A 15,825-nucleotide genomic window follows, 5' to 3' on the forward strand; every position below is an offset into this window, starting at 1 on the left:
GTCGCGCACGATGGCCCCCGCGCTTTCAGCGTGTGGCCGGCGGGCGGCGATGGCAACCATGCGAAGGGGCGCCCCGGAGGGCGCCCCTTTCCCGCGTGGATGCCCGCGGTCAGTGGTAGGCGTGGACGACGGCGTGGCCCTTGCCGCGGCCGATCATCCACTTGTTGACCGGGGTGGTGACCAGGAACGCGATCGCGAAGCCGCCGAGCAGAGCGCCCCAGAACAGGCCCTCGTCGAGGTGGGCGTCCATCGCGCCGGGGACCAGGGCGATGATGCCGTTGTCGACCAGCTCCATCACGGCGATCGAGAGGGTGTCGGCGGCCAGCGCGACCTTGACCGCGCTCTTGAAGTCCAGGCCGGCGCGGCGGACCGCGAACAGGGTGAACGAGTAGCCGAAGACGAACGCCAGCGTGATCGCGAGAACCATGGTGGGGGCGTTGCCCCACGCCAGGGCGGTGCCGATCGCCATGCCGAGGATCTCGCCGATCGCGCAGCCGGTCAGGCAGTGCAGAGTCGCCTTCGCCGCCATCGGCCACGACGCCCCGCCGTGTCCGCCATGACCTGCGTGGTCCGCACCGTGGTGGGCGGCGTGCTCGTGCGCGGCACTGTGGTGGTGTCCGGTGTGGTCCATGATCCTCATCCCCCATTGCGTCTCATGCGAGGCCCTCTGCGGTCTCCCACCCCCTCAACATATACCCCATGGGGGTATACTTCAATGTTGGTGACCCGGAGCGGTGGCCAGCCTTCATGGCGCAGGTGCTCGTGACCTGCCCCGGGTATCGTCTGGTACCCGGGGCAGGTCACGTCGACGGGAAAGGAGCCCGGCACATGGGCAGCGGACACCGGAGAGCGGGCACGGCCCGGCTCATCGCGGTCTGCGTGGCCCTGCTCGGACTGTTCCTGATGCACGGCGCTCCGGCCTCAGCCGCCGGGGGCTGCCACGAGGGCATGACGGCAGCGGCTGCACCATCTGCTGAGCACGCCGCACACACCGGTTCCGGATCGGCCGCGGCGGCCGCCGACACCGCCGTTGTGCATCACTTCGAGGCGGCCGCACCCAAGGAGCCGGCCGTGGCCGACTCCGCAGCAGGGGTCCACGGCACCTCCTGCGTGTCGACCGCCCCGCGCGTTCAGATCCCGCTGCCCGCGGGAGCCCTCGTCCTGGCCATCGCCATCACCCTCCTCGCGGCAGGGTCGCTCCACGCGGGGTGGACCCTGGGCCGGACCGGGCGCCGTGGCCCCCCGGGCGGGCGGCCACTCCTGCTGAACGTGTGCATTGCGCGGACGTGACAGGTCCCTGACCCGAACCCCGGTCCTTCACCGAGGTCTCCGGGTCGACGCGACCTGTCACCTTTCGCGCGCCACCGGTCGTGGTGCGCCGCACGGAAAGAACCCCGCCTCATGTCCGCTTTCGCACCTTCCGCCCTGCGCCGGTCCCTCGTCGCGGCCGGCACCGCCGCCGTCCTCGCGGCGGCCCTGGCCGCCTGCGGCTCCAGCGACTCCTCCATGCCCGGCATGGACCACGGCACCCACCCCTCCACCGCTTCCTCGACTGGCAGCGTGCCCGGCACGGACCACCACTCGATGCCTGGCATGGACCACGCCGGCATGGGCGACGGCCTGACCGACACCAAGGACGGCTACACGCTGACCTCCACCGCCGCCGAGCTGCGGGCCGGCAAGGACCCCGCCTACACGTTCAGGATCACCGGCCCGGACGGCAAGCCGGTCACCTCCTTCGCCGTCGACCAGACCAAGCGCATGCACTTCTACGCCATCCGCTCCGACCTGACCGGCTTCCAGCATGTGCACCCCACCATGACCGCCGACGGCACCTGGACCGCCGACCTGACCGCCCTGACGCCGGGGACCTGGCGGGCGTACGCCTCCTTCACCCCGGAGACCGGCAGCGGCAAGGGCACAGGCTTCGTCCTCAGCCGCACCGTCACCGTCCCCGGCACCGCCAAGGACACCCCGCTGCCCGCGGCCGCCGCCACCACCGAGACCGACGGCTACACCGTCAACGTCAAGGGCCAGCCCATGTCCGGCATGGCCCACCCCCTGACCGTCAGCATCAGCAAGGACGGCACCCCGGTCACCGACCTGCAGCCCTACCTGGACACCTACGCCCACCTGACCGCCTTCCACGAGGGCGACGAGGCGTTCGCGCACCTGCACCCGGAAACGAAGGTCACCGGGGCCGACGGCGGGCCGGACCTGGACTTCCAGGCCATGCTGGCCAAGCCCGGCAACTGGCGGCTGTTCCTGCAGTTCCAGACCGGCGGCAGCCTCCACACCGCCGCCCTGACCCTGAACGTCGGCTGACCGACGTGCCGCCGGCCGCGAACGGTCCCAGGACCCCGTACGGCCGGCGGCACGCGCCTGGGCGGCACAGCCGTCGTCTCACCGTGGTGTGGTCGCCGCGGCCAGGAACATCGGCAACGCCAGGAAGAGCCGGTCGGCCTCGGCCCGCGCCTGCTGATCTGCGACCCAGCGCTCCGTCTGCTCGTGCGTGATGGCGCCGGTGGAGCGGGCTCCCTCTGCCAGTCCGGTGAGCAAGGGCAACATCGCCGCTCCGGTGAACACCCCGGTGTGCACCTCGACCGTCACGTCGACGAAGCCGGCCTCGAGGAGCAGGTTGCGGTACCGGCGGGCGGCGCGCGGGCCTGCGGTCAGGTCGGCGCGGGCGTGCACGAGGGTGCGGGTGAGGGCCGGCTCGTCGGAGTCGACGACGAGGGTGTCCCAGTCCTGGCCGATCAGTGCGATCCGCCCTCCGGGCGTGAGAACCCTTCGGGCCTCCGCCAGCGCCCGCTCCGGCTCGGCCAGTTCGTGGAACAGCTTGTCGGCGCGGTAGGCGTCCACCGCGCAGTCCGCCAGCGGCAGCTCGTATGCCCCCGCAACCCGGAAGTCCGCCTCGGGCCACCGGCTGCGGGCGACGGCGATCACCTGCTCGCTCCGGTCCACGCCGACGGCCTTTACACCCCGCTCGGCCAGCTCCGCCACGGCCCGTCCGGCGCCGCAGCCCACGTCCACCGCCGCCATTCCGGGCCCGGCGCTGAGCAAGCCGTGGGACCGGGCCCGAAGTTCGCCGGCTCCTGGCAGCCGGTCGGCGGTGTCGAGCAGCGCGATGAGGTCGTCCGTCAATTGACGCGTCGTTTCGTTGGTCATGAGCGCCAGGCTCCGACTTAATGTCGGCATGAAGTCAAGCAAGCACAAGGCGCCGGCTGACGGCGAGCGCCAGACGATGAGCATCGGAGCTCTCGCCGAGCGCTTCGGTCTGGCCACGCACGTCCTGCGCCACTGGGAGGCGATGGGACTGCTCACGCCCGCCCGCGACGCAGCCGGCCGCCGCCACTACCGGGCCGCCGACCTCACACGCGTCGCCGTGATCCTGCGCGCCAAGGAGGCAGGGCTCTCCCTCGAAACCATCCGCTCCCTGGTCGCCACCGGGGACCCCGCCAAGCGCAGGGACATCCTGAGCGAGGAAGCCGAGGCGCTCCGCTGCCGCATCGCGGCCGCGCAGGCATCCCTCACAGTCATCGAGTGCGCCCTCGGCTGCGAACACGACGACTTCTCCCAGTGCGCCCATTTCCAACAGGCGGTGGCGGATCGCATCGGCACGGACGCCGCGGGAAGCCCTGCCTGATCCGGCACTCCAGAGCTGCCCGGTGACCTGCGCCGACAGGCAGCCGGCCGAACTTCCTGACACCCGGCTGCCGGATGACATCGGCGTGCGTGGCCGCGCCACGGCAAGGACAGTGGAACGCTGCCTTATTTGGATGCGCCGTACTCGTGCGGGCGGCCGCCCTGCCATTGCACCCATCGTGGGTCGTCGAGTACGTCCCCGGCGTCGGGGAGGCCCGCGCGGCGCAGGAACTCGATCACGTCGTCGTCGCTGCGGGCGAGGCCCGCGACCTGGGCGCGGATCGTCACCCGACGGCCACCCGTTCCGGCTGGGCGGTGAATGACAATGGGTGCTTCGCTCATGTCCTCAGGTTCTGACGGTCTCTTCACAGCACTCCCAGCTCTCTGTCCGGCCGGCAGTACGGGCAGGCCGTGATGCCGTCTTCCGTGAGCGCACGCAGGGCCTGCTCCCGGGTCATCGGTTTCGTTCTCTTGCCGCCCATGCCGCAGTCGCCCGTGTGGACGGCGTCGGCATGGGACGTGCCCCCCGCGCGCTGCAGGGAGAGTTTCCAGTCGGGTGCCGGTGGCGGCAGGGTGCGTGCTGCCCGGGCGGCTGCGGCCTCGCGTTCTTCCAGCTCGGCGATGGTCCGATCGGTTCGGCCGAGCTGGTACGCCTGCCACCCGCGCACGATGCGCAGGCGATCCAGACGAGAGAGGTTTTCGGACGCGTATTCGATTCTAGGTCTCGGGGGGACGCCGTGCGTACGTGCTCCATGTCGTGCAATCAGTCACTGTCCCTCGGGATCGCTGGGCCGTCTCTGGGCCGTCTGTGGGCCGTCACAGGTACGCCGACGTCGACTAATGACAACCAACGACAACCGAGCCCATGCGCCCCTCACCCGTCCTGAGCCGGCAAAGGTCTCTACGACCTTGGCGTGTCTGTAACACTGGACGAACCATGCCTAAGCCCGGAGAACTCACTTTCGTCGCGCCCCGCGGAGCCAAGAAGCCGCCGCGGCACCTCGCCGACCTCACGCCCGCCGAGCGCAAGGAAGCCGTCGCCGCGATCGGCGAGAAGCCGTTCCGCGCACAGCAGCTGTCGCAGCACTACTTCGCGCGGTACGCGCACGACCCGGCCGAGTGGACCAACATCCCGGCCGGGTCGCGGGACAAGCTCGCCGAGGCGATGTTCCCCGACCTGATGTCCGTGGTCCGGCACATCAGCTGCGACGACGACACCACCCGTAAGACGCTGTGGAAGCTGCATGACGGGACGCTGGTCGAGTCCGTCCTCATGCGCTACCCGGAGCGGGTGACCATGTGCATCTCGTCGCAGGCGGGATGCGGGATGAACTGTCCGTTCTGCGCGACGGGGCAGGCCGGTCTGGACCGCAATCTGTCCACCGCCGAGATCGTCCACCAGATCGTGGACGGCATGCGGGCGCTGCGTGACGGCGAGGTGCCGGGCGGGCCCGCGCGGCTCTCCAACATCGTCTTCATGGGCATGGGCGAGCCCCTCGCCAACTACAAGCGGGTGGTCGGCGCGATCCGTCGGCTGACCGACCCCGAGCCGGATGGCCTGGGTCTCTCGCAGCGCGGGATCACCGTCTCCACCGTCGGCCTGGTGCCGGCCATGCTGCGCTTCGCCGACGAGGGCTTCAAGTGCCGTCTCGCGGTCTCCCTGCACGCGCCGGACGACGAGCTCCGCGACACGCTCGTGCCGGTGAACACACGCTGGAAGGTGCGCGAGGTCCTGGACGCGGCGTGGGAGTACGCGGAGAAGTCCGGCCGCCGGATCTCCATCGAGTACGCGCTGATCCGCGACATCAACGACCAGGCCTGGCGGGGTGACCTGCTCGGCAGGCTCCTCAAGAACAGGCGCGTGCATGTCAATCTGATCCCGCTGAACCCGACGCCCGGCTCGAAGTGGACCGCCTCGCGGCCCGAGGACGAGAAGGCGTTCGTCGAGGCGATCGCCTCCCACGGGGTGCCCGTGACCGTGCGGGACACCCGCGGCCAGGAGATCGACGGGGCCTGCGGGCAGCTGGCGGCATCCGAGCGCTGAGGCCGGGTCGGCCCGTGTAATCTGGGCCGATATCAATTTCATATTCCGACAGGGGAGCGCCACAGCGCTGAGAGTGCGGCACCGACAGGCCGGCCGCAGACCCTCTGAACCTCGCCCGGGTCATTCCGGGTAGGAAGTTCGGACATCAACTCATGCTGTTGCGCCCTGCCCGCCTTCCGGCGGGCAGGGCCGCGTCTCTTCCTGGTCAAACCCAGGAGGAATACACGATGAGCACCAATCGCACCAGGCCCACGACCAAGCAGCTCGCGGCGACCGCTGTCGCCGCCGCGCTCGGCGTCACCGCACTCGCCGGCTGCGGCGGTTCCGACGGCTCGGCCTCCGGGTCCGGCGGTACGAAGGGCTCCGGATCCAAGACCGTGACCCTGGTCAGCCATGACTCCTTCAGCGCCTCCAAGGACGTACTGAAGGCGTTCACCGAGGAGACCGGCTACACCGTCAAGGTCCTCAAGAGCGGGGACGCCGGAGCCGCCCTCAACCAGGAGATCCTGACCAAGGGTTCCCCGCGCGGCGATGTGTTCTTCGGCGTCGACAACACGCTGCTCTCCCGCGCCCTCGACAACGGCCTGTTCACTCCGTACGAGGCGAAGGGCAGTGACCGGGTCACGGCCGGCACCCAGCTGGACGCCGCCAAGCACCGGGTGACGCCGATCGACACCGGCGACATCTGCATCAACTACGACAAGGCGTACTTCGCCGACAAGAAGCTTGCGCCGCCGCAGTCCTTCGACGACCTGGCGAAGCCCGCGTACAAGAACCTCCTCGTCACCGAGAACGCCGCGACCTCGTCGCCCGGACTCGGATTCCTCCTCGGCACCGTCGCCACCTATGGCGAGAACGGCTACCAGGACTACTGGAAGAAGCTGAAGAACAACGGCGTCAAGGTCGTCGACGGCTGGGAGCAGGCGTACAACGAGGAGTTCTCCGGTTCCGCGGGCGGCAGGAAGGCCAAGGCCGACCGGCCGCTCGTCGTGTCGTACGCCTCCAGCCCGCCGGCCGAGGTCCTGTACGCGGAGCCGCAGCCGTCCGAGGCTCCGACCGCGGTCGCGACCGGGACCTGCTTCCGGCAGATCGAGTTCGCGGGGCTGCTGAACGGCGCGAAGAACGAGGCGGGCGGCAAGGCCCTGCTGGACTTCCTGATCAGCAAGAAGTTCCAGGAGGACATGCCGCTCAACATGTTCGTGAACCCGGTCACCGAGGACGCGAAGCTGCCGGAGGTCTTCACGAAGTTCGGCGCGACGGTCGACGCGCCGACGACCGTGGCCCCCGACACCATCGCCAAGAACCGTGAGCAGTGGGTTCAGTCGTGGTCCTCGCTCGTAGTGAAGTAACGAAGACGCCGGTGCCCGCGACGGCGCCGGTACCCGCTCCGGGCGCGCGCGGTAAGGGCGCGCGTCCCCGGAGCGGCGCGGGTGCCGCGCGCGCCGAGGCGCGGCGTGGGAGCGCGGTGCGGCTCGGTCTGATGGCCGTGCCCGTCGCGTTCTTCGCGCTGTTCTTCGCCTACCCCGTCGTCGCGATCGTCGGCCGCGGGCTGAAGAACGACGGTGTCTGGCAGTTCGGCCGGATCGGCCAGGTGCTGACCCGGCCGGACATCCTCGACGTTCTCTGGTTCACCAGCTGGCAGGCGCTCGCCTCGACCGCGCTGACCCTGCTGATCGCGCTGCCCGGCGCCTATGTGTTCGCCCGTTTCGACTTCCCCGGCAAACAGCTGCTGCGGGCGGTCGTCACCGTGCCCTTCGTCCTGCCGACCGTCGTCGTGGGTACCGCGTTCCTGGCACTGCTGGGCCGTGGCGGCTTCCTCGACGAACTCGCGGGCGTACGGCTCGACACCACCGTGTGGGCGATTCTGCTCGCGCATGTCTTCTTCAACTACGCGGTGGTCGTACGGACCGTCGGCGGGTTGTGGTCGCAGCTCGACCCACGGCAGGAGGAGGCCGCGCGGGTGCTGGGCGCCGGCCGGTTCGCGGCGTGGCGGCGGGTGACGCTGCCGGCCCTCGCGCCCGCCGTGGCCGCCGCAGCGCTGATGGTCTTCCTCTTCACGTTCACCTCCTTCGGGGTCGTGCAGATCCTCGGCGGTCCGGCGTACTCCACGCTGGAGGTGGAGATCTACCGGCAGACGGCCCAGTTGCTCGACCTCCCGACGGCCGCCGTGCTGACGCTGGTGCAGTTCGCCGCGGTCGGCGCGATCCTGGCCGTACACGCATGGACGGTGCGGCGCAGGGAGACGGCGCTGAGACTGGTCGACCCCGCGCAGACCGCCCGCAGGCCGCGCGGCGCCGGGCAGTGGGCGCTGCTCGGCGGGGTTCTGCTCACCGTGCTGGTGCTGATCCTGCTGCCGCTCGGTGTGCTGGTGGAGCGTTCCCTGGACGCACCCGGCGGCCACGGGTTCGCCTACTACCAGGCCCTGCAGTCCGTGGACGCGAGCGGCGGCACCTTCCTGGTGGCGCCGCTCGAAGCGATCGGGAACTCGCTGCAGTACGCCCTGGTCGCGACCGTGATCGCGCTGGTCGTGGGAGGGCTCGCGGCGGCGGCGCTGACCAGGCGGGCCGGGCGGCTCGTGCGGGGCTTCGACGCGCTGCTGATGCTGCCGCTCGGGGTGTCCGCGGTCACCGTCGGCTTCGGCTTCCTGATCACGCTGGACAGGCCGCCGCTGGATCTGCGGACCTCGTGGATCCTGGTGCCGCTGGCCCAGGCGCTGGTCGGTGTGCCGTTCGTCGTACGCACGATGCTGCCGGTGCTGCGGGCGGTGGACGGCCGGCTGCGCGAGGCGGCGGCGGTGCTCGGGGCGTCACCCCTGCGGGCCTGGCGCGAGGTCGATCTGCCGTTGGTGCGGCGGGCGCTGCTGGTCGCCGCGGGCTTCGCGTTCGCTGTGTCGCTCGGCGAGTTCGGGGCGACGGTGTTCATCGCACGGCCCGACAACCCGACGCTGCCGGTCGCCGTGGCCCGGCTGCTGGGGCGGTCCGGGGAGCTCAACTACGGCCAGGCGATGGCCCTCAGCACGATTCTGATGCTGGTCTGCGCGGCGTCGCTGCTGCTGCTCGAACGTATCCGCCCGGACCGGTCCGGGGAGTTCTGACGATGCCCGGGGTGTTCTGGACATGCTGACACTTGAAGCCGCCACGGTCCTCTTCGGCGAGCGGGCGGCGCTCGACGCGGTGGATCTGCAGGTGGCCGACCACGAGATCGTCTGTGTGCTGGGGCCGAGCGGCAGCGGCAAGTCGACGCTGCTGCGGGTGGTCGCCGGGCTGCACCCGCCGGACGGCGGCCGGGTGCTGCTCGACGGCGTCGACCAGTCCGGGGTCCCCGTGCACCGGCGCGGCCTGGGGCTGATGTTCCAGGACCATCAGCTGTTCCCGCACCGGGACGTCGGCGCCAACGTCGCCTTCGGGCTGCGCATGCACGGCGTGCGCCGCGGCGACCAGGACGGCAGGGTCGCCGAACTCCTCGACCTGGTGGGCCTGCCGGGCGCCGAACGGCGGGCGGTCGCCGCGCTGTCCGGCGGCGAGCAGCAGCGCGTCGCCCTCGCGCGGGCGCTCGCCCCGCGGCCGAAGCTGCTGATGCTCGACGAACCGCTCGGCCAGCTCGACCGCAGTCTGCGCGAACGTCTGGTGGTCGAACTGCGCACGCTGTTCGCCCGGTTGGGTACGACGGTGCTCGCCGTCACCCACGACCAGGGCGAGGCGTTCGCCCTCGCCGACCGGGTCGTCGTGATGCGTGACGGGCGCATCGCCCAGGTGGGCACCCCGCTGGAGGTCTGGCAGCGCCCCGCCTCCGCGTTCGTCGCGCGGTTCCTCGGTTTCGACAACGTGGTGGACGCGACGGTCACGGGCGCTGCCGCGGCCACGGCGTGGGGCAGGGTCCCGGTGCCGGGCGGGTCGCCGCAGGGCCCGTGCGCTCTGCTGGTGCGTCCGGCGGGCGTACGGATCGGCGCCCCGGCGGACGGCCTGCGCTGCACGGTCGGTGCCCGCACCTTCCGGGGCAGCCATGTCGCCGTGACCCTGCACCCCGCGGCGGGCCCGGTCCTGGAGGCGGAGTGCCCGCTGCGGGACACGCCTCAGCAGGGCGCGGCGGTGGGCGTGACGTTCGATGCGTCGGAGACGGTGGTCCTGCCCGCCGCCGGCTGATCACGCGCGGTCGCCCGGCGCCGCGGGCGACGCCACGGAGCGTCCGGACCACCGGTATCGGTCCCGGTGTGAGCTGTTTTGTCTGTTTTGGGGAACATCTCATTCGGAAGATCCGTACCGACTCCGCAAAGGACAGCGACCATGACTGGAACGGCACGCGAGGGCATCGACATCACCCGCGTCCTCGATGCCCCGCGGGCGCGCGTCTTCGAGGCCTGGACGACCCCCGAGGACTTCGCCGCCTGGTACGGCGGCGACGCCGAGGTACCGCTCGACCGGCTGGCGATGGACGTCCGGCCCGGCGGTGAGTGGAGCCTGGTCATCGTGGTGCCGGGCACCGAGATGCCGTTCCACGGGGTCTACCGCGAGGTGGTCGCGCCGGAACGGCTGGTCTTCACGCTGAAGGACGCCGGCGCGCCCGCCGACATCGAGGGCGAGATCGTCACCGTCACCTTTGCCGACCACGGCCGCAAGGCCACCGAGATGGTCTTCCAGCAGCGCGGCGGCCACCTCACGGCCGAGCAGTATGCGGCGGCGGAGGACGGCTGGGAGGCCTTCTTCGACGCGCTGGAGAACCGGCTCGCGGCGGTCTGACGCCGTCGGCGTGATCCGGAAGCGGTCCCTACGGGGCGGACAGCCGGGCGAGTGCCTCGGGGGCTTCGTCCACCGTGTCGACGAGTGCGATCCGGGAATCCATCGGCCAGCCCTCGGCGAGCGCCCTGAGCAGCGGCCAGGCGGGCAGCTCGTCCGTCCAGTGGGCGATGCCGACCAGCACCATCGGCGTCGGTGCGCCGCGTGAGCCGTAGTAGTTCGGCGTCGCGTTGTCGAAGATCTCCTGGACGGTTCCGGCGGCGCCCGGCAGGAAGATCACGCCCGCCCCGGACCGGGCGAGCAGCCCGTCCTCGCGGAGCGCGTTGGTGAAGTACTTGGCGATGTGGTCCGCGAAGGGGTTCGGCGGTTCATGACCGTAGAACCAGGTGGGGATCGAGACCGACCCGCCGCCGTCCGGCCACCGCTCCCGCACGGCGAAGGCGGCGCGCGCCCAGTCGGTGACCGACGGGGTGAAGGACGGTACGGCCGCCAGGAGTTCGCAGGCCTTGTCCAGCATCGCGTCGGGATGCGGAGCCGCGTACGCGCCGAGGTTCGCCGCCTCCATCGCGCCGGGGCCACCACCGGTTGCCACCGTCAGTCCCCTACGCGTCAGCGTTCTGCCCAGCCGGGCCGCGGCCGCGTACGCGGGGTTGCCCCGGGCCGTCGTGTGACCGCCCATCACCCCGACCACCCGGGCCCCGGTGAGAAGTTCGTCCAGCGCGTCGGAGACCGCGTCGTCATGGAGCGCCCGCAGCATCGAGGCGAAGGTGTCGCCGTTCGCCCGGGTCCGCTGGAACCAGTGGTAGGCGCGGGCGTCGGGCGTCGCCTCGTAGCCCCCGTCCGCGAGCCCCTCGTAGAGCGCATCGGGGGAGTAGAGCAGCCCGCGGTACGGGTCGAAGGGCAGCCCCGGCACGGGCGGGAAGACGAACGCCCCCTCGGCCCGCACCTTCGCCACCGCGTCGGGCGTCAACCGGCAGCCGAGGAAGACGGCGCCGGACGTGTCGGCGGCCAGCAGTGCGGCGCTGCGGTCCGTCAGGTCGACGGACTGGACACGATGTCCGGTGAGCGGCCCGGAGGCGACCGCGGCGTCGAATTCGGCGAGCGACTCGATCTCGATGCCGGGTGCGGGAATGCTGTCGTCCGGGTTGTCCATCCCGTCATGCTACGTACCGGCCGGCCCGCACGGTGAAGTCCGTGCGGGCCGGCCGGTCAGCGCCCTCAGCCGGTCAGCGGAAGCGCGGCCAGCTCCGCGATCAGCCAGGTCAGCGGGGCGAAGAGGACCAGCAGCGCCACCGCGCGCAGCGCCGTTGCCGCACGCAGTGCCGTGGCCGGTGCGCCGAGCCGCCGCAGCGCCTGCGCCGTCTGCGCCCGGGCCTGCTTCGCCTCCAGCGCCGAGGCCAGCAGCGTGGCCGCCGTACAGCCCAGGACCAGCACCGCGCCCAGAGCGGTGAGCGGGCCGAAGGGGCGCGGTCCCGTCCCGTACAGCGCGTAGGCGGCGATCACCGCGGAGAGCACCGCGCAGACCACGCCGAGCGGACGGCCGATCCTGCTGGCCTCCGTCATCAGCATCCTGCCGGCCAGCAGGCGTACGACTCCGGGGCGCACCGCCTGCAGCGCCCGCCCGCACAGATGGGTCAGGCCGGGGCCGGCCATGGCCAGGCCGATCGCCGTCAGCGTCCAGCCGGCCAGCACGGCGGCCGGGGTGGAGTCGAATCTGCCGGGCAGCGGGAACGGATTGCCCGGGGTGGTGCGGCTCGTGTACGCCTCGACCGCGAGACCCACTGCGGTCAGCGCGACGCCCCAGGGGAGCCCCGTCGGGGGCGCGGCGGGAGCGGGAATCGCCGGTTCGACGCAGTCACCGGCGTCGGGGTTGCCGGCGTTGTCGGTGACATCGGCCTCCGCCGTGTCCTCGGCCTCGCTCCCGGCGGTGGCTCCGCCCGTGACGGCGGCTTCGCCCGCGAAGGCGGCTTCGCCCGTGACGGCGGCCCGTCCGGCGCCCGTGGCCACCTTGGTGCGACGCGCCGACTGCGCAAGGAACGCCACCGCGCACGCCGTCGCCGCGGTGATCGGCACCAGCGCCAGCAGGACGAGCGCGGCGGCCACCGGCAACGGCGCTCCGGTGCCGACCAGGTGGGTCGCCGCACCGTCGAACGGCAACCCGGTCAGGTCGCCGCGCAGATGCAGGAAGACGAGCAGCGCCACCATCGACCCGAGGGTGCAGGACACGGCGGTGGAGAGGGCGGCCAGCATGCTGAGCCGGACCGGGCCGAGACCGACGGCGGCCAGCGCCGAGCGCGGGCGCGTGGCGGGATCCGTACGGGCCACCGCGACCGCGAACTGCACGGTGGCGGCCAGCGGTACGAAGCACCACAGCAGCCGCAGCACCGCGGTCGTCGAGTACGCGGGATGCGTCGACGCGTACATCAGGGTGCACAGCAGAAGGAAGCCGACCCCGGCGGAGGCGGCCGCGACCAGCAGCCGCCGCATCAGGACCAGCGGGTGGGTACCGCGGGTCAGACGGAGAGCGAGCACGCCGCGCGGCCTTCCGTATCGGACACGGAGGGCAGGGCGACGGTGGTGACGCGGCGGCCGTCCAGCAGCGAGACCGCACGGTCGGCGAGCGAGGCGACCTCCGCGTCATGGGTGGCGAGCACGATCGTGATGCCGTGCGAGCGGGCCGCGCTCGTCAGGGTCCGCAGCACATGGGTGCGGTCGGTGCGGTGCAGTGTCGCGGTCGGCTCGTCTGCGAAGATCACCGCGGGTGATCCGGCCAGCGCACGGGCCACGGCGACCCGCTGGCGCTGCCCCTGGAGCAGGGTGTGCGGCCGCTTCTTGGCGCACATGCCGATGTCGAGCCGCTCCAGCCACTCCATGGCGGCCTTCCTCGCGACCCGGTGGGGGGTACCGCGGAGCAGCAGCGGCAGTGCCGTGTTCTCCCAGGTGTTCAGCTCGGGTACGAGCTGGGGCTCCGACGCGATCCAGCCGAACCGGTCCCGGCGCAGCCGCTCGCGCAGCCGGGGACCCATGGTGTGGACCGGGACACTGTTGAACCAGACCTCGCCCTGCTGGGGCACCAGTTGACCGGAGAGGCAGTGCAGAAGAGTCGTCTTGCCACTGGCCCGCGGTCCGGTCACCGCGAGGATCTCGCCGTCGCGGACCTCCAGGGAGATGCCGCCGAGCGCGGGCGAGCCGCTGTGGGCGTGGTGCAGGGAACGCGCCCAGATCACATCGTTGTCCGGCGGAGCCACCATGGCGTACACCTCGGTTCAGATCAGAATTCCCGTCCCCTGTACGGGGGAACGAAGAGGGGGCCGATCGGTCACTCGGCACCGTAAGGATGTGAACCACGGTGGGACGGCAGCACGCGGCCCGGGTGCGCTCCATCCCACTCGAATGGGCGCATCCGGGCCGCGTGGACCGTATGAAATGACTGCCGGAAGCAGTCCGGGCGGTGATCCGGCCGTGGTCAATCGGTCAGTTGGTCCCTGGCCGATCGGCCGATCGGCCCACAGGCCGGATCACGGTCGGATCAGAGCTTCGTCCAGGCCTCCGTCAGCACGGACCGCAGGATGGACTCGATCTCGTCGAACGTCGACTGGTCGGAGATCAGCGGCGGCGCGAGCTGGACGACCGGGTCACCGCGGTCGTCGGCCCGGCAGTACAGACCGTTCTCGTACAGCGCCTTGGAGAGGAAGCCGTACAGGACGCGCTCGGTCTCCTCGTCGGTGAAGGTCTCCTTGGTGGCCTTGTCCTTCACCAGCTCGATGCCGTAGAAGAAGCCGTTGCCGCGGACGTCGCCGACGATCGGCAGGTCGTGCAGCTTCTGCAGCGTGCTGAAGAACGCGTTCTCGTTGTCCAGGACGTGCTGGTTGAGGCCCTCGCGCTCGAAGATGTCGAGGTTGGCGAGGCCGACCGCGGCGGAGACCGGGTGGCCGCCGAAGGTGTAGCCGTGCAGGAAGGTGTTGCCGCCCTCGTAGAACGGCGCGGCGATGCGGTCCGAGACGATGCAGGCGCCGATCGGGGAGTAGCCCGAGGTCATGCCCTTGGCGCAGGTGATCATGTCCGGCACGTAGCCGAACTTGTCGCAGGCGAACATCGTGCCGAGGCGGCCGAAGGCGCAGATGACCTCGTCGGAGACGAGCAGCACGTCGTACTTGTCGCAGATCTCGCGCACGCGCTGGAAGTACCCGGGCGGCGGCGGGAAGCAGCCGCCGGCGTTCTGCACCGGCTCGAGGAAGACCGCGGCGACCGTGTCCGGTCCCTCGAAGAGGATCTCCTGCTCGATCTGGTCGGCGGCCCAGCGACCGAAGGCCTCCGGGTCGTCGCCGTGGATCGGGGCGCGGTAGATGTTGGTGTTCGGGACCTTGTGCGCGCCGGGGACCAGCGGCTCGAACGGGGCCTTCAGGGCCGGCAGGCCGGTGATCGACAGGGCGCCCTGCGGGGTGCCGTGGTAGGCGACCGCGCGGGAGATGACCTTGTACTTGGTCGGCTTGCCCTTGAGCTTGAAGTACTGCTTGGCGAGCTTCCAGGCGGTTTCGACGGCTTCGCCGCCACCGGTGGTGAAGAAGACCTTGTTGAGGTCGCCCGGCGCGTAGTCGGCGAGGCGCTCGGCGAGCTCGACGGCCTTCGGGTGGGCGTAGGACCAGACCGGGAAGAAGCCCAGCTCCTGACCCTGCTTGTAGGCCGCTTCGGCGAGCTCGTGACGGCCGTGACCGGCGTTGACCACGAACAGCCCGGACAGGCCGTCGAGGTAGCGCTTGCCCTGGTCGTCGTAGATGTAGGTGCCCTCGCCACGCACGATGGTGGGAACGGGCGCGTTCTCGTAGTCCGACATGCGGGTGAAGTGCATCCACAGGTGGTCGTACGCGGTTCGGCTGAGGTCCTTGCTCACGGCTATCGGGTTCCCCACATATAGGTCTGCTTCTTGAGCTTCAGGTAGACGAAGCTCTCGGTGGAGCGCACCCCGGGGATGGCCCGGATGCGTTTGTTGATCGTTTCCAGCAGGTGGTCGTCGTCCTCGCAGACGATCTCCACCATCAGGTCGAAGGAGCCCGCGGTCATCACCACGTACTCGCACTCGGCCATGGCCGACAGCGCCTCCGCGACGGGATCGAGATCGCCTTCGACATTGATGCCGACCATCGCCTGGCGCCGGAACCCCACGGTGAGCGGGTCGGTGACGGCGACGATCTGCATCACGCCCTGGTCGAGCAGCTTCTGAACGCGCTGCCGTACGGCCGCTTCGGAGAGGCCGACGGCCTTGCCGATCGCGGCGTACGGACGACGCCCGTCCTCCTGGAGCTGCTCGATGATTGCGAGGGAGACGGCATCGACCGCTGGTGATCCGTTCCCGGTCCTGGAGTCTGCGCTGCGACTGGCCACGGAGCCACTCTGCACCGGGAG

At 71.0% G+C, this 15,825-nt stretch carries 17 protein-coding genes and 1 riboswitch; of the genes, 8 read left to right on the plus strand and 9 right to left on the minus strand.

What is annotated here, in order from left to right; all coding sequences use genetic code 11:
• Nucleotides 1–109: 109 nt before the first annotated feature.
• Nucleotides 110–631: a DUF4396 domain-containing protein gene (locus LRD69_RS24110; protein ID WP_277328620.1), complete on the minus strand. Its 522-nt coding sequence runs from the start codon at nt 629–631 to the stop codon at nt 110–112.
• Nucleotides 632–828: 197 nt separating this feature from the next.
• Here LRD69_RS24110 and LRD69_RS24115 point away from each other — a divergent pair, with 197 nt between their 5' ends.
• Entirely contained in the window at nt 829–1,290 is a 462-nt protein-coding gene (locus tag LRD69_RS24115) for a hypothetical protein (protein ID WP_277328621.1), read from the plus strand.
• Nucleotides 1,291–1,401: 111 nt separating this feature from the next.
• Nucleotides 1,402–2,325 carry a hypothetical protein gene (locus tag LRD69_RS24120; protein ID WP_277328622.1) on the plus strand — a complete coding sequence of 308 codons (924 nt, stop codon included), beginning with the start codon at nt 1,402–1,404 and terminating at the stop codon, nt 2,323–2,325.
• 78 nt (nt 2,326–2,403) lie between these two features.
• Here LRD69_RS24120 and LRD69_RS24125 read toward each other — a convergent pair whose 3' ends face one another.
• Complete coding sequence (locus LRD69_RS24125) at nt 2,404–3,168, minus strand: methyltransferase domain-containing protein (RefSeq protein WP_277328623.1); 765 nt, start codon at nt 3,166–3,168, stop codon at nt 2,404–2,406.
• A gap of 28 nt (nt 3,169–3,196) precedes the next feature.
• On the opposite strand from LRD69_RS24125, the gene LRD69_RS24130 reads away from it, so the two are divergent.
• Nucleotides 3,197–3,646 carry a MerR family transcriptional regulator gene (locus tag LRD69_RS24130; protein ID WP_277328624.1) on the plus strand — a complete coding sequence of 150 codons (450 nt, stop codon included), beginning with the start codon at nt 3,197–3,199 and terminating at the stop codon, nt 3,644–3,646.
• 125 nt (nt 3,647–3,771) lie between these two features.
• Here the strand turns inward: LRD69_RS24130 and LRD69_RS24135 are convergent, their stop codons facing one another.
• Entirely contained in the window at nt 3,772–3,987 is a 216-nt protein-coding gene (locus tag LRD69_RS24135) for a hypothetical protein (RefSeq protein ID WP_277328625.1), read from the minus strand.
• A 23-nt stretch (nt 3,988–4,010) separates the two neighbouring features.
• The gene (locus LRD69_RS24140) at nt 4,011–4,313 is read right to left on the minus strand and encodes a DUF6233 domain-containing protein (RefSeq protein ID WP_277328626.1); all 303 of its coding nucleotides are present in this window, start codon (nt 4,311–4,313) and stop codon (nt 4,011–4,013) included.
• A gap of 269 nt (nt 4,314–4,582) precedes the next feature.
• Between LRD69_RS24140 and rlmN the strand changes: the two genes are divergently transcribed.
• The 5 genes from rlmN to LRD69_RS24165 all read left to right on the plus strand — a co-directional run bounded on the left by rlmN (nt 4,583) and on the right by LRD69_RS24165 (nt 10,425).
• The gene (rlmN, locus tag LRD69_RS24145) at nt 4,583–5,689 is read left to right on the plus strand and encodes a 23S rRNA (adenine(2503)-C(2))-methyltransferase RlmN (RefSeq protein ID WP_277328627.1); all 1,107 of its coding nucleotides are present in this window, start codon (nt 4,583–4,585) and stop codon (nt 5,687–5,689) included.
• Between the two features lie 40 nt (nt 5,690–5,729).
• A riboswitch (TPP riboswitch) is annotated at nt 5,730–5,843 on the plus strand.
• A gap of 73 nt (nt 5,844–5,916) precedes the next feature.
• Nucleotides 5,917–7,038, plus strand: a complete 1,122-nt coding sequence (locus LRD69_RS24150; RefSeq protein ID WP_277328628.1) for a thiamine ABC transporter substrate-binding protein — start codon at nt 5,917–5,919, stop codon at nt 7,036–7,038.
• 131 nt (nt 7,039–7,169) lie between these two features.
• Nucleotides 7,170–8,783, plus strand: a complete 1,614-nt coding sequence (locus LRD69_RS24155) for an iron ABC transporter permease (RefSeq protein ID WP_277328629.1) — start codon at nt 7,170–7,172, stop codon at nt 8,781–8,783.
• Nucleotides 8,784–8,805: 22 nt separating this feature from the next.
• Entirely contained in the window at nt 8,806–9,831 is a 1,026-nt protein-coding gene (locus LRD69_RS24160) for an ABC transporter ATP-binding protein (protein ID WP_277328630.1), read from the plus strand.
• A gap of 141 nt (nt 9,832–9,972) precedes the next feature.
• Complete coding sequence (locus tag LRD69_RS24165; protein ID WP_277328631.1) at nt 9,973–10,425, plus strand: SRPBCC domain-containing protein; 453 nt, start codon at nt 9,973–9,975, stop codon at nt 10,423–10,425.
• A 28-nt stretch (nt 10,426–10,453) separates the two neighbouring features.
• Here the strand turns inward: LRD69_RS24165 and LRD69_RS24170 are convergent, their stop codons facing one another.
• The 5 genes from LRD69_RS24170 to LRD69_RS24190 form a co-directional block, all read right to left on the minus strand.
• Nucleotides 10,454–11,575: an LOG family protein gene (locus tag LRD69_RS24170; RefSeq protein ID WP_277328632.1), complete on the minus strand. Its 1,122-nt coding sequence runs from the start codon at nt 11,573–11,575 to the stop codon at nt 10,454–10,456.
• Between the two features lie 65 nt (nt 11,576–11,640).
• A complete protein-coding gene (locus tag LRD69_RS24175; protein WP_277329861.1) occupies nt 11,641–12,909 on the minus strand; it encodes a hypothetical protein in 1,269 nt (422 codons plus the stop codon).
• A gap of 26 nt (nt 12,910–12,935) precedes the next feature.
• Entirely contained in the window at nt 12,936–13,673 is a 738-nt protein-coding gene (locus LRD69_RS24180) for an ATP-binding cassette domain-containing protein (protein ID WP_277328633.1), read from the minus strand.
• A 278-nt stretch (nt 13,674–13,951) separates the two neighbouring features.
• Nucleotides 13,952–15,331, minus strand: a complete 1,380-nt coding sequence (locus LRD69_RS24185) for an aspartate aminotransferase family protein (protein ID WP_277328634.1) — start codon at nt 15,329–15,331, stop codon at nt 13,952–13,954.
• Nucleotides 15,316–15,819: an Lrp/AsnC family transcriptional regulator gene (locus LRD69_RS24190; protein ID WP_277328635.1), complete on the minus strand. Its 504-nt coding sequence runs from the start codon at nt 15,817–15,819 to the stop codon at nt 15,316–15,318. Before LRD69_RS24190 ends, LRD69_RS24185 begins: the two co-directional genes overlap by 16 nt.
• Nucleotides 15,820–15,825 lie beyond the last annotated feature (6 nt).

It is taken from the genome of Streptomyces sp. JH14 (assembly GCF_029428675.1).
Classification (GTDB): domain Bacteria; phylum Actinomycetota; class Actinomycetes; order Streptomycetales; family Streptomycetaceae; genus Streptomyces.